General features: G+C 64.0%; 22 protein-coding genes. 3 read left to right on the top strand and 19 right to left on the bottom strand.

The features are described from left to right. The first annotated feature begins 131 nt into the window (after window positions 1–131). Entirely contained in the window at window positions 132–764 is a 633-nt protein-coding gene (locus tag QU481_RS13700; RefSeq protein WP_289830587.1) for a pyrimidine 5'-nucleotidase, read from the top strand. Between the two features lie 82 nt (window positions 765–846). Here QU481_RS13700 and QU481_RS13695 read toward each other — a convergent pair whose 3' ends face one another. From QU481_RS13695 to QU481_RS13665, 7 genes are all read right to left on the bottom strand, one after another. After that, window positions 847–993, bottom strand: coding sequence for a hypothetical protein (locus QU481_RS13695; RefSeq protein WP_289830586.1), 147 nt, complete (start codon window positions 991–993; stop codon window positions 847–849). Next, window positions 980–1,534 (bottom strand): extracellular solute-binding protein, encoded by a 555-nt coding sequence (locus tag QU481_RS13690; protein ID WP_289830590.1) that lies wholly within the window; start codon window positions 1,532–1,534, stop codon window positions 980–982. The genes QU481_RS13695 and QU481_RS13690 overlap by 14 nt, the downstream gene beginning before the upstream one ends. Before the next feature lie 60 nt (window positions 1,535–1,594). Further along, the gene (locus QU481_RS13685) at window positions 1,595–1,894 is read right to left on the bottom strand and encodes a type 2 periplasmic-binding domain-containing protein (protein WP_289830585.1); all 300 of its coding nucleotides are present in this window, start codon (window positions 1,892–1,894) and stop codon (window positions 1,595–1,597) included. A gap of 196 nt (window positions 1,895–2,090) precedes the next feature. Continuing rightward, window positions 2,091–2,588 (bottom strand): ABC transporter permease, encoded by a 498-nt coding sequence (locus QU481_RS13680; protein WP_289830584.1) that lies wholly within the window; start codon window positions 2,586–2,588, stop codon window positions 2,091–2,093. A 144-nt stretch (window positions 2,589–2,732) separates the two neighbouring features. After that, window positions 2,733–3,554, bottom strand: coding sequence for an ABC transporter ATP-binding protein (locus QU481_RS13675; protein WP_289830583.1), 822 nt, complete (start codon window positions 3,552–3,554; stop codon window positions 2,733–2,735). A 114-nt stretch (window positions 3,555–3,668) separates the two neighbouring features. Next, window positions 3,669–4,736 carry a PLP-dependent cysteine synthase family protein gene (locus QU481_RS13670; protein WP_289830581.1) on the bottom strand — a complete coding sequence of 356 codons (1,068 nt, stop codon included), beginning with the start codon at window positions 4,734–4,736 and terminating at the stop codon, window positions 3,669–3,671. Window positions 4,737–4,850: 114 nt separating this feature from the next. Continuing rightward, the gene (locus QU481_RS13665; protein WP_289830580.1) at window positions 4,851–5,465 is read right to left on the bottom strand and encodes an OmpW/AlkL family protein; all 615 of its coding nucleotides are present in this window, start codon (window positions 5,463–5,465) and stop codon (window positions 4,851–4,853) included. A 137-nt stretch (window positions 5,466–5,602) separates the two neighbouring features. Here QU481_RS13665 and ubiD point away from each other — a divergent pair, with 137 nt between their 5' ends. Both ubiD and QU481_RS13655 read left to right on the top strand, forming a co-directional pair. After that, window positions 5,603–7,138 (top strand): 4-hydroxy-3-polyprenylbenzoate decarboxylase, encoded by a 1,536-nt coding sequence (gene ubiD, locus QU481_RS13660; protein WP_289830579.1) that lies wholly within the window; start codon window positions 5,603–5,605, stop codon window positions 7,136–7,138. A 368-nt stretch (window positions 7,139–7,506) separates the two neighbouring features. Further along, the gene (locus QU481_RS13655) at window positions 7,507–7,878 is read left to right on the top strand and encodes a 50S ribosome-binding protein YggL (protein ID WP_289830578.1); all 372 of its coding nucleotides are present in this window, start codon (window positions 7,507–7,509) and stop codon (window positions 7,876–7,878) included. Between the two features lie 70 nt (window positions 7,879–7,948). Here the strand turns inward: QU481_RS13655 and QU481_RS13650 are convergent, their stop codons facing one another. From QU481_RS13650 to QU481_RS13595, 12 genes are all read right to left on the bottom strand, one after another. Next, window positions 7,949–8,563, bottom strand: a complete 615-nt coding sequence (locus QU481_RS13650) for a YdcF family protein (protein ID WP_289830577.1) — start codon at window positions 8,561–8,563, stop codon at window positions 7,949–7,951. Between the two features lie 196 nt (window positions 8,564–8,759). After that, the gene (locus tag QU481_RS13645; RefSeq protein WP_289830576.1) at window positions 8,760–9,236 is read right to left on the bottom strand and encodes a neutral zinc metallopeptidase; all 477 of its coding nucleotides are present in this window, start codon (window positions 9,234–9,236) and stop codon (window positions 8,760–8,762) included. A 79-nt stretch (window positions 9,237–9,315) separates the two neighbouring features. Continuing rightward, on the bottom strand, window positions 9,316–9,531 hold the full coding sequence (locus QU481_RS13640; protein WP_289830575.1) for a hypothetical protein: 216 nt from the start codon (window positions 9,529–9,531) through the stop codon (window positions 9,316–9,318). Window positions 9,532–9,704: 173 nt separating this feature from the next. Continuing rightward, window positions 9,705–10,007: a hypothetical protein gene (locus QU481_RS13635; RefSeq protein WP_289830574.1), complete on the bottom strand. Its 303-nt coding sequence runs from the start codon at window positions 10,005–10,007 to the stop codon at window positions 9,705–9,707. A 196-nt stretch (window positions 10,008–10,203) separates the two neighbouring features. Further along, complete coding sequence (locus QU481_RS13630; RefSeq protein WP_289830573.1) at window positions 10,204–12,096, bottom strand: polysaccharide biosynthesis protein; 1,893 nt, start codon at window positions 12,094–12,096, stop codon at window positions 10,204–10,206. Between the two features lie 14 nt (window positions 12,097–12,110). Next, window positions 12,111–12,749: a sugar transferase gene (locus QU481_RS13625; RefSeq protein ID WP_289830572.1), complete on the bottom strand. Its 639-nt coding sequence runs from the start codon at window positions 12,747–12,749 to the stop codon at window positions 12,111–12,113. Next, window positions 12,746–13,906, bottom strand: a complete 1,161-nt coding sequence (locus QU481_RS13620) for a DegT/DnrJ/EryC1/StrS family aminotransferase (protein ID WP_289830571.1) — start codon at window positions 13,904–13,906, stop codon at window positions 12,746–12,748. Before QU481_RS13620 ends, QU481_RS13625 begins: the two co-directional genes overlap by 4 nt. Window positions 13,907–14,041: 135 nt before the next feature. Next, complete coding sequence (locus tag QU481_RS13615; RefSeq protein ID WP_289830570.1) at window positions 14,042–14,194, bottom strand: DUF1737 domain-containing protein; 153 nt, start codon at window positions 14,192–14,194, stop codon at window positions 14,042–14,044. After that, window positions 14,191–14,502: an antibiotic biosynthesis monooxygenase family protein gene (locus tag QU481_RS13610; protein ID WP_289830569.1), complete on the bottom strand. Its 312-nt coding sequence runs from the start codon at window positions 14,500–14,502 to the stop codon at window positions 14,191–14,193. Before QU481_RS13610 ends, QU481_RS13615 begins: the two co-directional genes overlap by 4 nt. Beyond that, window positions 14,499–15,038 (bottom strand): arsinothricin resistance N-acetyltransferase ArsN1 family B, encoded by a 540-nt coding sequence (locus QU481_RS13605; protein WP_289830568.1) that lies wholly within the window; start codon window positions 15,036–15,038, stop codon window positions 14,499–14,501. Before QU481_RS13605 ends, QU481_RS13610 begins: the two co-directional genes overlap by 4 nt. A gap of 31 nt (window positions 15,039–15,069) precedes the next feature. After that, window positions 15,070–16,299: a glycosyltransferase family 4 protein gene (locus QU481_RS13600; protein ID WP_289830567.1), complete on the bottom strand. Its 1,230-nt coding sequence runs from the start codon at window positions 16,297–16,299 to the stop codon at window positions 15,070–15,072. Then, window positions 16,296–16,592, bottom strand: coding sequence for a hypothetical protein (locus QU481_RS13595; protein ID WP_289830566.1), 297 nt, complete (start codon window positions 16,590–16,592; stop codon window positions 16,296–16,298). The genes QU481_RS13600 and QU481_RS13595 overlap by 4 nt, the downstream gene beginning before the upstream one ends. Between the last annotated feature and the right edge of the window lie 3 nt (window positions 16,593–16,595).

Raw genomic sequence — 16,595 nt, 5'->3', positions numbered from 1 at the left:
CCCCCCCCCGGGCCGGTTGGCACCGGCCTAGCTTTAAAGTAATTATAGAAAATCGCCTGCCATTGCGTACTGCAGTTGCTGCAATGACGGGAGATAATGCAGTGTTCCGTTCCGCGCTAGAGAGACCGACTGTGAAGCCGACCTGGATTTTCGACCTCGACGACACCCTGCACGATGCGAGCCGTGCGGTATTCCCCCACATCAACCGGTCGATGACCGCATATATGATGCGGGAGCTGCAGCTGACGGAGCTGCAGGCCAACGAGCTGCGCAAGGAGTACTGGGCCCGTTACGGTGCGACGCTGCACGGTCTGGTCGCCAACCACGGCATCGACGCGCAGCATTTCCTGGAACAGACCCACCCGCTCGACGAGCTGCTGGCGATGCTCAGCTGGGACGCCTGTGTCGACGAGACGCTGGCGGCGCTACCGGGGCGCAAGTACCTCTTGTCGAATGGGCCACTCCATTATGTCAGCAAGGTGCTCGAAGCGATCGGCATCACCCGCCACTTCGACGCGGTGTATGGCGTCGAACAGGTGGACTACCAACCCAAACCGGCCGCCCATGCGTTTCGCACCGTGCTGGTGGAGCACGAGCTCGATCCGGCGTATTGCATCATGGTGGAGGATTCGCTGCTGAACCTGAAGACGGCGAAAGAGCTGGGGATGAAGACGGTCTGGATCAGCGCCGAGCCGAAACGGCCGGCCCATGTGGATGTGCATATCACCACGATAGGCGAGCTACGACGCCTGAGCCTGCTCTGATCTCGCCTATATCCTATATATAGATAGCAAAACGCCCGGGTGGCCTTTCGGCCAACCCGGGCGTTGTTCTATAAAACTGAACTTACTTCAGCTTCACTTCGGACCAGACACGGTTGAGTTCGCGACGGTCCTTGGCCTTCAGATCCTGCAGCTGCTGCAGGCGGGCAACATCGCCCTTGGCCGGGAAGATCGCCGAGATCTTGACGATCTCCGGCTTAACGAATTTCACCGCGACGGCGTTGGGGTTGCCCGAGCCCATCTGGTTGGTCATGTCTGCGGCATTCTGGCCGTCCATCATGAAGTTGACGAATTTGTACGCCAAGTCTTTGCGCGGGGGCGTCCTTCAGCACCACCAGATTGTCGATCGACAGGGTGTTACCTTCCTTCTGCAGGTTGAAGTTGATCGCGAACTTGCGACCGGCCTTCTTGGCGTCCTGCTGGGCCTGGTACATGTCGTTGGAGTAACCGAAGGCGACATAGATGTTGCCGACGGTCAGCTCCTTGATGTAGCTCTGGTTGTTGAAGGCGGCCCAGTACGGTTTGGCCTTCAGGATCACCTCCTTGGCGGCTTTCCAGTCGGCCGGGTTGGTGCTGTTGGTCGGCTTGCCCAGGTACGTCTGCGCCGCGGACATCAGTTCGCGCTGCGAATCGAGCACGGTGACCTTGCTCTTGAGCTTGGTGAGGATGGCCGGATTGAAGATCAGCACCCAGCTATTGGCCTTGTCGAGAACGCCCAGCACTTTCAGCTTGGTCTCGTTGTAGCCGAGCAGCGTGGTGGTGAACGCATACGGTACCGAGTACTGGTTGCCCTTGTCGAAGAAGCTGTTCAGTTATGCGCCGTTCATGTTCTTGAAGTTCGGCAGCTGCGCCTTGTCGCGCGCCTGGGTCTTGCCCTGACCGATCAAGGTCGGCACCACGATGTCGTCGCCCTTTGCACCGGCGGCGAGCTTGGCGAGCATCTCTTCGTTGTCGCCGTAGTGGTCCTGCACCAGTTTGCACTTGCAGTAGGCTTCGAAGCGCTTGGCCGTGGCGTCGGACAGGTAGTTGTTCCAGTTGTAGAGGTGCAGCGTGTCGGCGGCGTAGGCATTGGCCGCGGCGGCGAGCGCGAGGCCCAGCAGCCGCTTCTTCATAACAATCCCCTTTTTATTGGCGTGGTACAGCGTAAAGCGGTGAAAACGGGGACTCGGCCAACATTAGCCGAACGCTGGACTTCGAATCGTGATCCAGACTCAGCGCAGCGATCCCGGCTAGGCGTCGCTGCCGCGGACAGTACCAGTAGTACGGCAAGGCAGCGCAGCAACGCCGGGAGAGTCTGGCGCGCGGCTCTCAGTTGCCGCCGCGCAGTGCGCTCGGGGACACCTTGGACGCGATCACGATCAGCACCAGGGTGAGCAGCATCAGCAGACTCGATACTGCATTCACCTCCGGCGTCACCGAGATCTTGATCATCGAGTAGATTTCGAGCGGCAGTGTCGATGCACCGGCACCGGCACCGGCAGTGAAGAAGGTGATCACGAAGTCGTCGATCGACAGGGTGAACGCCGACTGCGGGCCGAGGATGATCATCCAGGCGTAGATGCGGATCAGGAAGTTCGACCAGAACGGCAAAATCACCATCAACAGCAGAAGGTCACGCCACTTCTTGTGGGTGGTGGCGATCAGCCAGGCGAGCGGGTAAGCCATCAGCACGCACAGCAGCGTGGTAAGCCCCGCGTAGCCGACCGATTTGACGAACAGCTCGAAATAGATCGGCTCTTCCACCAGCCGGTGGAAGTTGTCGAGCGTCAGGTCCCTCAGCAGCTTGCCGTCTTCGATGTTGTACATCGGGGCTAGGCCGCCGTAGTCGCCTGGGTTGCGGAACGCCGCGACGAACGTGATCGCGGTCGGGATCAGGAAGAACAGCGTCAGGTAGACGAGCGGCGACCACGAGAGCAGCCACTTGCCGAGTCGGTTGTGCAGTATGTCAGCCTACTCCGCCAGGAAGTTGCCGGCGTCGAAACGCCAGGCGACCTCGACCACGTCGCCGTTGTCGAAGAACTTGGCGACACCCGGGATGTTGTTCGGCAGCATCGCCTCGATGATCACGCCGTCGGCGACCTCGACCAGGTAGATGGTCACGTCGCCGAGGCACAGGCAGTCATGCACGCGGCCCTTGAAGTGTGTATCGTCGGGGTGACGACCCAGTTCCTTGTCGAGCTTGACCTTCTCCGGGCGCAGCGCCAGCCGGCCGCTCAGGCCGGGCTTGGCGTTGGGCACGCTCTGGCACTTCACTTCGCCGCAGCCCTTCAGCGCGACGCTCATCGTCGTGCCGTCGACCGCCATGGTGCCCTCGAGCACATTGCACTGGCCGATGAAGTCGGCGACGAAGCGGTTCTTCGGATGGCTGTAGATGCGCTCCGACACGTCGAGCTGCTCGACCTGGCCGTGGCTCATCACCGCGATGCGGTGCGACAACGCCAGCGCCTCGCCCTGATCGTGGGTAACGTAGACGAAGGTGATGCCGACCTCCTTCTGTAGATTGATCAGTTCGATCTGCATCTGCTCGCGCAGCTTGGCGTCGAGCGCCGACAGCGGCTCGTCGAGCAGCAACAGGCGCGGCCGGTCGACCAGCGCGCGGGCGATCGCGACGCGCTGGCGCTGGCGCTGGCCGCCGGACAGCTCGTGCGGGAAGCGTTGGCCAAACTGGGTCAGCCGCACGTCCTCGAGCAGTTCGTCGACCTGCGCCTCAATCTTCTTCTCATCCCAGCCGGCCATCGGCAGCGGAAAGGTGATGTTCTGGCGCACTGTCATGTGTAGGGAAATAGCCTGGGTAAGTAGCTATTTTCGTTATAAAAAATCGCCGCGGCCCGAAGGGCGGCGGCGATTCACTTGCAATCAAACAATGACGCGGTTTGGCAACAGCCTTCAGCCACCAACCTGCCACTGGCCGTCATAGAAGAAACGGCGGTAGCGTTCCAGCCACGGCGCGATGTCGTGTCCCTGGTTGGCCAGCCAGCGCGCATCGTAGTAGCTGTTCAGGTAGCGGCTGCCGTCGTCGCAGATCAGCGTGACGATGGCGCCCTCCTCGCCGCGCCGCACCATCTCGCTGGCCAGCTCGCACACGCCGAACAGATTGGTGCCGGTCGAGCCACCGCACTTGCGACCGAGCACTTCCTCGAGGAAATGGATCGCCGCATAGCTGGCGACATTGGGCACGCGGATCACCTTGTCGATCACCGACGGTATGAACGACGGCTCGACGCGCGGCCGGCCGATGCCCTCGACACCGGAGCCGCCCTCACACTGACAATCGGTCCTGCCAGAGTAATAGCTTTCGTAAAATACCGAGTTGTCCGGGTCGACCACGCAGATCTTGGTGTCGAGCTGCTGGTAGCGCACGTAGCGGCCGAAGGTGGCGCTGGTGCCGCCGGTGCCGGCGCCGCAGACGATCCAGCGCGGCTCCGGATTCGGTTCGTACGCCATCTGCTTGAAGATGGTGTCGGCGATGTTGTTGTTGCCACGCCAGTCGGTGGCGCGCTCGGCATAGGTAAACTGGTCCATGTAGTGACCGTTGGTTTCCTTCGCCAGCCGCGCCGACTCGGCATAGATCGTCGCGGGGTCGTCGACCAGGTGGCAGCGTCCGCCGTAGAACTCGATCGAGCGAATCTTTTCGGCCGAGGTGCCGCGAGGCATCACCGCCACGAACGGCAGGCCGAGCAAGCGCGCGAAGTACGCCTCGGACACCGCAGTGCTGCCGCTGCTCGCCTCAATGATGGTCGAGCCCTCATCGATCCAGCCGTTGCACAGGCCGTACAGGAACAGCGAGCGCGCCAACCGGTGCTTGAGGCTGCCGGTCGGGTGGGTCGACTCGTCCTTGAAGTAGAGCTGGATCTGCGGCAGTGCCGGAATGGACAGTGGGATCAGATGGGTATCGCTAGAGCGGTTGAAATCGGCTTCGATCTTGTGGATCGCCTGGGAAACCCAGCTTTTCATGCATCTCTCCCCAATCGGAATTGGATAATGTCTACCGATTGTAGCCGCAAGTCATGCAAAACGGCGCCCGTAATGGGCGCCGCACTGGCCGATGTCCCCACATCCTGCCGTGGTTCAGAACTTGGTACCGATACCGATGCCGAATACCCACGGGTTGAGCTTCAGCGTGCCGAGATTGGCACCGGCGATCGCCCCCGAGGTGCCTTTCACGTCGGTCTTCATGTAGATCTTCTTCACGTCGGCGTTGACGAACCAGTCCTTGTTGATCGCCACGTCGGTGCCCAACTGCAATGCCGGCCCCCAGCTATTCTGGTCGACGGTCAGGTCGCCCAAGGGGGAGCTCAGGCCCACGTTATAGAACCGGGTGTAGTTAACGCCGGCACCGACATACGGGCGGATCTGCCCTTCCGGATTGAAGTGGTACTGCAAGGTCACCGTCGGCGGCAGCGCGCTGACCTTGCCCAGATCGCCCAGCTTGGAGCTGACCTTGTGACGCGAGGTCGCCAGGATCAGCTCCGCGCCGATATGGTCGGTGACCATGTAGGTGAAGTCTAGCTCCGGCACGGTCTGGTTATCAGCGTCGACATCGAGCGTCGACAAGGTGTGATCGACCTTGGTGTCCGGATCGACGTTGATGACGCGAAAGCGCGCCAGGAGGTCCCCTTGCCCGGCGAATACGCTACTGGCACCGAGCGCGGACAACACGGCCAGAGTGAGTACCTTCTTCATTATTTTGCTCCACAGCTTAAACAGAATCTCAACCTCACGCGTTGACGCCGGAGCGCCCCGGCAGTAGCGTGCGGCAACCGGGGCAAATCGTATGCAAACACGCATTTGCCAACCTTGCGCTAGATCATGAGAACGTCATGCAATACACCGATTTGCGAGATTTCATCGCTCAGCTCGAAAAACAAGGTGAGCTGAAACGACTTACCCACCCAGTCTCCCCTCGCCTGGAGATGACCGAGATCGGTGACCGGGTGCTGAAGGCCGGCGGCCCGGCGCTGCTGTTCGAGGCGCCGGAAACCGACGGCCGCCGCTATGCCATGCCGGTGCTGGCCAACCTGTTCGGCACGCCGCGCCGCGTGGCACTGGGCATGGGTGCCGACGACGTGATGCAGCTACGCGAGATCGGCAAGACGCTGGCCTACCTGAAGGAACCGGAACCGCCAAAGGGCTTCAAGGACGCCTGGGACAAGCTGCCGCTGCTCAAGCAGGTGCTGAGCATGGCGCCGAAGGAAGTGAAGAAGGCCGCCTGCCAGGCGGTGGTAATCGAGGGCGGCGACGTCGACCTGACCGCCCTGCCGATCCAGCACTGCTGGCCGGGCGATATCGCCCCGCTGATCACCTGGGGGCTGACGGTAACGCGCGGTCCGCACAAGAAGCGCCAGAACCTCGGCATCTACCGGCAGCAGTTGATCGGCAAGAACCAGCTGATCATGCGCTGGCTGGCGCACCGCGGTGGCGCGCTGGACTTCCGCGAGCACCGTTCGGCCAAGCCCGGCACGCCATTCCCGGTGTCGGTGGTGCTCGGCTGCGACCCGGCCACCATCCTCGGCGCGGTGACACCGGTGCCGGACACGCTGTCCGAATACCAGTTCGCCGGCCTCTTGCGCGGCAGCAAGACCGAACTGGTGAAGAGCGTCGGCAACGGCCTGCAGGTGCCGGCCTCGGCCGAGATCGTGCTGGAGGGGGTACTGACACCGTGCGCGGCAGGCTTCGAGGGCGTGTCGGAACACGGCGTGCCGGTGAAGGAGGTGGACGGCTATCTGTACGCGCTGGAAGGCCCGTACGGCGACCACACCGGCTATTACAACGAGCAGGACTGGTTCCCGGTGCTCACCGTGGAGCGCATCACCCACCGCCCCGACCCGATCTACCACAGCACCTACACTGGCAAGCCGCCCGACGAGCCGGCGGTGCTGGGCGTGGCGCTGAACGAGGTGTTCGTGCCGATTCTGCAGAAGCAGTTCCCCGAGATCGTCGACTTCTACCTGCCACCGGAGGGCTGCAGCTACCGTATGGCGGTGGTGTCGATCAAGAAGCAGTACCCGGGCCATGCCAAGCGGGTGATGCTGGGGGTGTGGAGCTTCCTGCGCCAGTTCATGTACACCAAGTTCATCGTGGTGGTGGACGACGACGTCGACACCCGCTCCTGGCAGGAGGTGATCTGGGCGATCACCACCCGCATGGACCCGGTGCGCGACACCACGCTGATCGACCACACCCCGATCGACTACCTGGACTTCGCCAGCCCGGTATCGGGCCTAGGCGGCAAGATGGGCCTCGACGCCACCAACAAGTGGCCGGGCGAGACGAACCGCGAATGGGGCCGCACCATCCAGATGGACGGCGCGGTGAAACAGCGGGTCGACGCAATGTGGCGCGAGCTGGGGCTGTAACCCAGCCCTCCAGCAAACGCTGGACATGCAACAAAGAATGCCCGGCCACTGCGGCCGGGCGTTTTTCATCTCCGCCCCGCTAGCGCGACGGTTTGGCCAACTCGACCGCATCGAGCTCCAGTTCCGGCCCCATAGGGATGTTCACCTTGCGGGCCTGCCGGTAGCGCACCGGCAGGCCCGCTTGCTCATCGACCATTCCAAGTGAATCGAGAATAATCGCATCGATTATCTGACGTTTCGGTTAAAACTCAGCTTCATCGGCAAGGAATCAGGACAAAGCGGTACAACGCCGCGACACCACGCCACATCACGCCCCCACCGGTCGGCCAAGCTGTTATCCTTGCTGCGATTTTGACCGGAGACTTGCCATGAGCACACTGCGTAACCCGAATTCCCGCCGCCGTCTTAGCCGCCTGAGCGAGCGCCAGAAGAAGAAGCTGCGCGTCGGCGAGTACCAGGAACTGGGCTTCCGTCTGGAGGCGACGCTGAACGAAGGCGTCGACGTGACCAGCGAGGACATCCTGCTCGACGAGTGGCTGGTCGAGGTGGAGCGCCACGACGTCAGCTTCGGCGGCCACTTCGCCGCCGGCAAGCCATCGACCCTGAACGGCATGGTGTTCCCGGTCGGCCGCGGCGGCGTCGACGCCGGCACCCGCGATCAGCTGGTTGCCTGGCTGAAAGGCCGCCCGGAAGTGGCGCAGCTGGAGGCCGGGGAGCTGATTGACGTTTGGTACAACTAAGCCCCCTGCTTTTTGAAAACAAACGCCCGGTCAATGCCGGGCGTTTTTTTATGACCGGGCCAGCACGTCGTCACGACAGCTTGCGGAACAGCCGGTACGCGAGATAGTTCTGCGTTTCCTTGAACAGGAAGTGCAGTTGGGAGCCGACCGTCTGGTAGCGGCTCGACGGGGTCGGAGCCGGATAGGCCTTCAGGCCCAGGTCGTGGGCCATCAGCATGGCGCGGCGCATGTGGTAGGGGTCGCTGACGATCAGGAAGGAGTCGAGGCCGATGGCGTGAGCTTCTCGGCCGGCGTTCCTGAGGTTGTCGTAGGTGGTGCGCGATTCGGTTTCGATCAGGATGTCCTCGGGAGGCACGCCGCGCTCGATCGCGTAACGCCGCCCCACCGCGGCCTCGGTCGGATAGCCCGGCTCGGGGGTGCCACCGGTGAACACCAGCATGCGCACCCGGCGCGCCTGGTAGAGCGACAGCGCATGGTTGATGCGCTCGCGGAACACCGGCGACGGGCGCCCTCCCCAGGCGGCTGCGCCGAGCACCAGTGCCGCATCGGCGTTCTGGTCGTCATGACGCTGGCTGTAGTCGTAGACCTGCCAAGCCCCACCGCAGAACCCCAGCACGACCAGCAGCAGGCTGACCGCCACGCCGTTGATGAACCAGCGCCAGGTGCTGGCTCGTTGAATCTTCATCCCCTCTGCATCCTAAAGCAGCCACGTTGGTTGACATGGCAGACAGGCACTCTGTACCCGAGTTCTCGGCCGATGACGGGCATCGCCGACAAATCAATCGACAACGAGACGGCCGGCTCATGGCCGGCCGTCGTCACCGCTAGAAAATACGCCAGCCGGCGCTTGTCGTCAAAAAACGACAAGACCAACCGGCTCGCTATAGGCTGGTGGTGGTGAAGGTGTTGCAACTGTCGATACGCCCTGTCTGCAAGCCGGTACTGAACCACTTCAGTCGCTGCGCCGTGCTGCCGTGCGTGAACGAGTCGGGCTCCTCCCTACCCTGCGCCTCTTGTTGCAAGCTGTCGTCGCCGATAGCGCATTGCGGTAGCGCTGCGACTGGCCCTCGACCGGTGGCATCGACCTGTTGCGATACGCCGAACAAGGTCTGCACGTGATGGCCGATCAAGCAGCCGCGGGTGAAGTCGCCCGGTGTGCCGAAGCGGCCGGAGAACTCGTCGAAGAAGGCAGGTCGATGCAGAGCACGCGGTCGATGATCAAACTCTTGCCAAGCAACAGGCTGATCACGGCCACCGCGATGATGCCGCCAAGCCCCAAGCTCCCCGCCCAACCGGACCCCGCCGTGGCTGCGACGGTCTTCGACGTTGTCGCTCCGGCGCATGTCGTCCCAGCGCATGGTCGATCTCCAATGACAGGCTTCCCATCATTGTCGATCACAACGGCGGCTTTTCCTACCTTATTGTCATGAACAGGGGTCAATAGTCGTGACGATGGCGCTCCGAGCGCGGTGCGCAATGGTGGAAGGCAGCGCAACGCGGACAGCTTTCGTTCTCGCTGCCCAGCAGGGCCAGCCAGTAGTAGAGCCGCTGCCAGTCGCGCAGCAACACCTGCACCAGATGTTGGCTAAACGGCGTCGGATGGGCCGCCACTGTCACTCCACGGCTGGTGGCGGGATGATGGTGCTTGAACATGATCCACTCCTAAGATAGGGAGCGAGCGGATAGCCCCCTCTACCCTGATGCTAGACAGGCCTCTGTAAAGAAGGGGTAAAAATGCGTTGCGCTGCAGTGACCGCTAGCAGACGGCGCCTCTGTGGATAAGCCTGTGGGGAAGCTGTCGATACGGCGTGGACGGATTGGGGATATCAGCCGACCAGCTCAATCTCGAACTGCGGTGCCGGCGCGCAGCGCATCCATTCGGAGAATGCGCTGCACTGAGCCTGGGTCAGCGCCTCGCGCCAGTTGCGGATCACCTGGTCGGCCTCGTCCATACCGGTCGGATAGCGGCCGAACTGGCCCATCGTGTAGTCGTGCGCCCACTTAGCGAAGCCGGCGCTGTCCTCGGAGCCGAAGTAGTCGAGCAGTGCGAGATGGAAACCACGCTCGACGTCGCGGGCGTCGATGGGATGGAAGTCGGGTTTGATCAGTCGGACGACGAGGCGCGGCATGGTGAGCCTGCTGAGGGTGGACAGGGATATAAACACGCTAATATAGCGATAACCCCATGACAGGGAAAGCCCGGGCTACACGCCATCGGCATCCCGCTCGACCCAGTGTCGTTCACGCTGGCCGCCTTCGCCGGTCAGCCTCCAGCAAAAAGCCCCTTCCATCCGGAAGGGGCTTTGTCTTGGCCAATCGCAGTGCTTACTGCGCGCGCGATACCCAGTCGACGGTGGCGTCGGCCGCCTGGAACTCGTGCACCACCTGCTGCATCAGCGCGAAAGCGCGGGCGGCGTCGAGCGCCTGGCATGCCTCGGCCAGTGCGGACAGATGGTGGTCGAGCTCGCTGCGGCTCAGGCAATATTCCTGGGCGCGCATGATACGGGCATGCTCGGTCGGTAGCACGTCAGCGCCGATCAGCAACTCCTCGTACAGCTTCTCGCCCGGGCGCAGGCCGGCGTAGCGGATCTCGATGTCGCCGTGCGGATGCTGCTCGTCCTTCACCTCCAGGCCCGACAGGTGCACCATGCGCCGCGCGAGATCGGCGATCTTCACCGGCTCGCCCATGTCGAGCACGAACACGTCGCCGCCCTCTCCCATCGCGCCGGCCTGGATCACCAACTGCGCCGCCTCGGGGATGGTCATGAAGTAGCGGGTGATGTCAGGGTGGGTTACCGTCACCGGGCCGCCGTGCTTGATCTGTTTCTTGAACAGCGGCACCACCGAGCCGGAGCTGCCCAGCACGTTGCCGAAGCGAACCATCACAAAGCGGGTGCGGCTGCCGCTCGCGGCGCGGTCGGCGTGGCGCGCCTGCAGCGTCAGTTCGGCCAGGCGCTTGGTCGCGCCCATCACATTGGTCGGGCGCACCGCCTTGTCGGTGGAAATCAGCACAAAGGTGTCGACGCCGCAGTCCTCGGCGGCGCGCGCGCAGGTGTCGGTGCCGAAAGCATTGTTGAGGATGCCGGCCACCGGGTTGTGCTCAACCATCGGCACGTGCTTGTACGCAGCGGCATGGTAAACGGTCTCGACGCCGAACGCCTGCATCACGCTCGCGAGACGCGGGTAGTCGAGCACCGAACCGAGCAGCGCCACGCGCGGCACGCCCGGCGCCGTCTGCGCGAGCTCGTGGTCGATTGCGTACAGCGCGTATTCGGTCAGCTCGAACAGCACGATCCTGGCCGGGCGGTGCTTGACGATCTGGCGGCACAGCTCCGAGCCAATCGAACCGCCGGCACCGGTGACCATCACCACACGGCCTTCGATATTGCGGGCGAGCAGGTCCTTCATCGGCGGCACCGGGTCGCGACCGAGCAGGTCCTCGATGTCGACCTCTTTCAACTCGTCGACGCGCACCTCGCCCGACACCAGGTCGGCGAGGCCCGGCAGACGGCGAATCGGCAGGCGCAACGGTTCCAGCGCCTCAAGAATCTCGCGGTGGCGGCTGCGACTGGCCGACGGCATCGCCAACAGCAGCTCGCCCGCCTTCTTCGCGGCCATCACTTCGGCGACGCGCGACGGGTCGTTCACCGCGATGCCACCGTAGGTGCGGCCCCACAGCGCGGGGTTGTCGTCGAAGAAGGCGACGACGCGGTATTCGCGCGCCGCCTGCAGGGCCATCATCAGTTGCAGGCCGGCGCGGCCGGCGCCGTAGATCGCCACCGGCTTGTTCGGCGAATCGACCGCGTCCAGCGTGCGCACCAGGCCGCGCAGCAAGAAGCGGCTGCCGCCGATGTAGGCCATCGCGAACATCCAGAAGATGATGATCGCGCTACGGGGGAACGGGCTGATGCGCGCCATCACGATCACCGCGGTCAGCACCAGCACCGCCAGCGTCACGCCGTAGAACACGGTGAGCACCACCTTGTCGTCGAGGAAGCGGATCACCGCGCGGTAGAGGCCGAGCTTGATAAAGATCGGGATCACCCACAACGGCGGCACCGCGAAGATCCACAGGTAGGGGGTGAGCTTCGGGTCCCACACGCCGCCCAGGCGCAGGTAGACGGCGCACCACAGCGCGAACGGCAGCAGCACCGCGTCGAGCAGCATCAACAGGGCCATCTTGTTGTGGCGGGAAAAATTCAGCAGCTTGGCAAACATGGTCAGGGGCTAGCTCAACGGCTGACGATCTTGGCGAGCGTCGCGATGATGATTCGGAGGTCTTCGACCAGGGTGTGGCTGTCGGCGTAGCGGGCGTAGTAGGCCAGCTTTTCCGGCAACACCTGTTCGATATAGGCGCGTTCCGGGTCGGCCGCCGCGCCGAGTATCTCGTTCTCGTCGATCATCTTGATCGACGCCCAGTCGGTGATGCCCGGGCGCAGCGCCAGCACCTTGTCGCGCACCGCAGCCGGATAGCGGGCGACGTATTTGGGCACCTCGGGGCGCGGGCCGACCAGGCTCATCGTGCCCTGCAGCACGTCGATGAGCTGGGGCAGTTCGTCGCACTTGCTCTTGCGCAGGAAGCATCCGGCACGGGTCACCCGCGCGTCGGCGCCGACGGTGAGCTGTCCCTGCCGCTCGGCGTCGACCACCATGGTGCGGAACTTGTGGATGGCAAACAGTTGGCCGAAACGCCCCACCCGGGTCTGGCGGAAGAACACCGGGCCGGGCGAGTCGAGCTTGATCCACAGCGCGAGCAACAGCAGCAGCGGCGACAGCACGAGCAGGCCGAGGCCGGCGGCGACCAGGTCGAACGCGCGCTTGGCCGCGTCCGAACCCGGGCCGCGGCCGGCAGTGACTACGGGCAGGCTCATGCGCCGAGGATCTCCCGGATCGCCGCGATCACGCGGGTCTGGTCGGCGTCGCTCATCTTGGTGTAGAGCGGAATGGTCACCTCGGCCTCGAAGGCCGCCTGCGCCACCGGGAACTGCTCCGGCTTGAGCTGGTAGCCGTCACGCCATACCGGGTGCAGGTGCAGCGGGATGAAGTGCACCGAGCAGCCGATACCCTTGTCGGCCATCGCCTGGATGAACTCGTTGCGGCCGATGCCGGCTTCCGGCTTCAGGCGCACCGGGTAGAGGTGCCAAGCATGCAGGTCGCCGGCATGGGTCGGGCGCGCCGGCAGGATCAGCGGCAGGTCCGCGAGCTCCGCGTCGTAGCGCTTGGCCATCGCCTCGCGCTGCTCGTGGAAGCGGCGGATCTTCTTCAGCTGGTGGATGCCCATCGCAGCAGCGATGTCCGGCATGTTGTACTTGAAGCCCGGCTCGATCACTTCGTAGAACCAGGCCGGGGTCTTCGACACGTAGCGGTCGAAGGCGTCGCGGCTGATGCCGTGCAGACGCATCACCTTGCAGCGCTTGATGATGTCCGGGTTGGCCGACACCACCATGCCGCCCTCGCCGGTGGTCATGGTCTTGTTGGCATAGAAGCTGAACACGGTCACGTCGGAGCCGAGCTTGCCGATCGTGGTGCCCTTGTAGGTGGTCGGCAGCGCGTGGGCGGCGTCCTCGATCACGCGCAAATCGTGCTCGCGAGCGACCGCCAGGATCGCGTCCATGTCACAGGCGAGGCCGGCGAAGTGCACCGGCATGATGGCGCGGGTCTTCGGCGTGATCGCCGCGCGGATCGCCGCCGGGTCGATGTTGAAGGTGACCGGGTCGACGTCGACGAACACCGGGTCGGCGCCGAGATAGCGCACCACCTCGGCGGTGGAGGTGAAGGTATAGGTCGGCACGATCACCTCGTCACCGGCCTTGATGCCCACCGCCTCGAGCGCCAGGTGCAGGCCGGCAGTGGCGGAGTTCACCGCGATCGCCTCGACGCCACCACCGAGGAATTCGGCGAAATCGGCCTCGAACTGCTTGGTTTTCGGCCCGGTGGTCACCCAGCCGGAACGCAGCGCGTCGACCACTTCGTGGATTTCTTCTTCGCCGATGTCCGGCAGCGCGAAGGGCAGGAATTTATCAGTCATCGTTACAACCCGTTTGGGGCGGCATCCGCCGCCGAATGATCAGTTTTTGCGAGGCCGCGCGCTCGTCCCCGGCGCGGCGTCCGTTATTTTAATCCAGAGAGGCGCGTGCGGCCCGCTTCGCCTGCTCAATTACCGTTACAGCTCCGCCAGTTTCAGGTCGGAGCTGAACTCGCTGTCGAACGCCAGCGTCGGGTTGCCGTGCAATTGCCAGCCGCGGTTCAGTGCTTCGGTAACGCGCAGGCAGAAGCTCGAGTCGTCCGGCCCGGTCAGATAGCGGTACAGCTTCATGCCGCGCCTCCCGTCTGCCCTGCCACCAGCTCGAAATGCTCGACGGTCGGCAGCGGCTCGTAGAAGTGGTGCAGCAGCCGTTTCCAGTCCTGGTACTCGGCCGAACTGCGGAAGCCCACGGTGTGGTCCTCCAGCGTCTGCCAGTTCACCAGCAGCACGTAGCGGCCGCGGACCTCCAGGCAGCGTTGCAGCTGGTGCGACACATAGCCGGCCATGCCCGAGATGATCGCCTGCGCTTCGGCGAACGCCGCCTCGAAGGCAGCTTCCTGGCCCGCCTTCACCTGCAACATCGCGACTTCCAGAATCATGGTGTTTCCCCTTGAGTCCCTGTCGCCGCTTCGGGCGACAGCAGCAGCTGCCAATAGCCGACGTCGTGCCACTGGCCGAACTTGCGGCCGACCTCGCTAAAACGGCCGACCGGCGCGAAACCGAAGCGCTCGTGCAGCGCCACGCTGGCCGGATTGGGCAGCGCGATGCTGGCGATCACCGTGTGCATGCCCTGCTCGCGCAGCAGATCGAACAGTGCCTGGTAGAGGCGCGAGCCCAGACCCCGCCCGCCGGCGGCCGGGTCCAGGTACACCGACGCCTCGACGGTATGGCGATAAGCGCTGCGGCCCTTCCACACCCCGCCGTAGGCATAGCCGAGCAGCCGACCGTCCTCTTCCAGCACCAGCCAGGGCAGGCCCTGCGACGTGGTGGCAGCGAGGCGCTGCGCCATCTCGGCCTCGGTCGGCACCTGCTCCTCGAAGGAGATGGTCGTGTTCGCCACGTAGTGAGCGTAGATCGCCGCGATCGCTGCGGCGTCGGCAGAGGTGGCTGGGCGGATCACAGAGGACATGGTCATCGACAGTCGTCAGGAAGATCAGTCGAATGGCTCAGCGCAGCGTCACGGCCTTGAGGAAACGGTCCGCCAGGCCGCGGTAGTCGTGCTTCTCCAGCACGAAGGCGCGGCCGCGCGCCCCCATCTCGGCACGTTCGGCAGGCGAGGTCAGCAGCATCTGGCGCACCGCCACCGCGATCGAGGTCGGGTCCTCGGCGCCGACCGAGATGCCGGCGTCGGCCTCGGCAACCATGTCGTTACCGGCCTCCACCGAATGGATCACCGGCTTGCCGGCCATCAGGTAGTCGAACAGCTTGTTCGGGTTGATGCCGAAGCGGTAGATCGGCAGCTTGCGCCAGCCGATGAACAGCGCGTCCATCTCGGCGAGGAACACAGGCACCGCGTGCTTGGCGATCGCCGGCAGGAACACGACGTTGCGCAGCTTCATCGCCTCGGCGCGCGCCTGCAGCGCGGCCTTGTCCGGGCCGTCGCCAACCAACACGAAGGTCACCGGCTTGTCCGCGAGCTTGGCCGCCGCGTCGAGCAGGTAGTCGAGCGCGTTGGCAAGACCGTGACCGCCGGCGTAGCCGATCAGGAAGCGGCCGGCCGCCTTCAGTTCGGCGAGCTTCGCGACATGCTCGGCCGGCAAGGGCTGCTTCTCGCCCTGCCATTCGGCCACGTCGACCCCGTTCGGGATCACCGCGTATTTGGCCGGGTCCATACCGTGCTCGACCATGTAGTCCTTGGCGCACGGCAGCATCGAGATCACCGTATCGGCCTTGCGATAGCCGAAGTCCTCGGCCCACTGCATCAGCCGGATGAACGGGTGCTTGGGCGACATGCCGCCAACCTCGACCGGGGTGAGCGGCCACAGGTCGTGCACCTCGTACACCAGCCGCGCACCGGTCTTGCCGGCGATCCACGCCGCCGGCACGGTGTCGAGCGGGTAGGTGCTGGACGCGATCACCACGTCCGGGCGCCATTGCATGAAGCGCTTGGTCAGCCCCATCAGCTTGCCGAGAAAGCTGAAAATGTTCAGCACCCGACCGATGCCGTTGCCCTGGTACGGACGGGTGCGGCACCACAGGTAGTGGATGCCGTCGATGTCCTCGTCGCGGTACTTTTCGTTCATGCGCGGGTTGCGCTGGCGCAGGTGCGAAGTGTCGGCGGCGACCATCGTCACCTGGTGGCCGGCACGCACCCATTCGCGCGCCAGATAGTAGGGGCGGAACTCCATGCCGTGGCGCGGACTGCCGGCATAGTGGTTGATGTAGAGGATCTTCATTCGGAGAAACCGCGCCGTCTTGCTTCGTCGTCCAGACCCTTGAAGCGCGCCTCGTTGAAACGCCAGCCGATATAGCCGAGCACGCCGAGCAACAGCAGCAGCGCCAGCAGGTTGAGCAGATGGTAGAACGGATCGGGATTGATCGGCTTGCCGCGCATCCAGTCGTACAGGTAGCCGACCGGCAGCGCCAGCACGGCGTAGATCAGCGCCTTGCGCATAATGAAGGCGAGCGGCCCCTTCTTGCGTTGTTCGCGCCAACGCGCCCAGAACGCGGTGGAGGTTTCCTTGGCCATGAT

The organism is Crenobacter oryzisoli (assembly GCF_030385785.1).
Classification (GTDB): Bacteria; Pseudomonadota; Gammaproteobacteria; order Burkholderiales; family Chromobacteriaceae; genus Crenobacter_A; species Crenobacter_A oryzisoli.
Note: the sequence above shows the minus strand (reverse complement) of the source record. Positions and strands in the feature narration are given on the sequence as shown.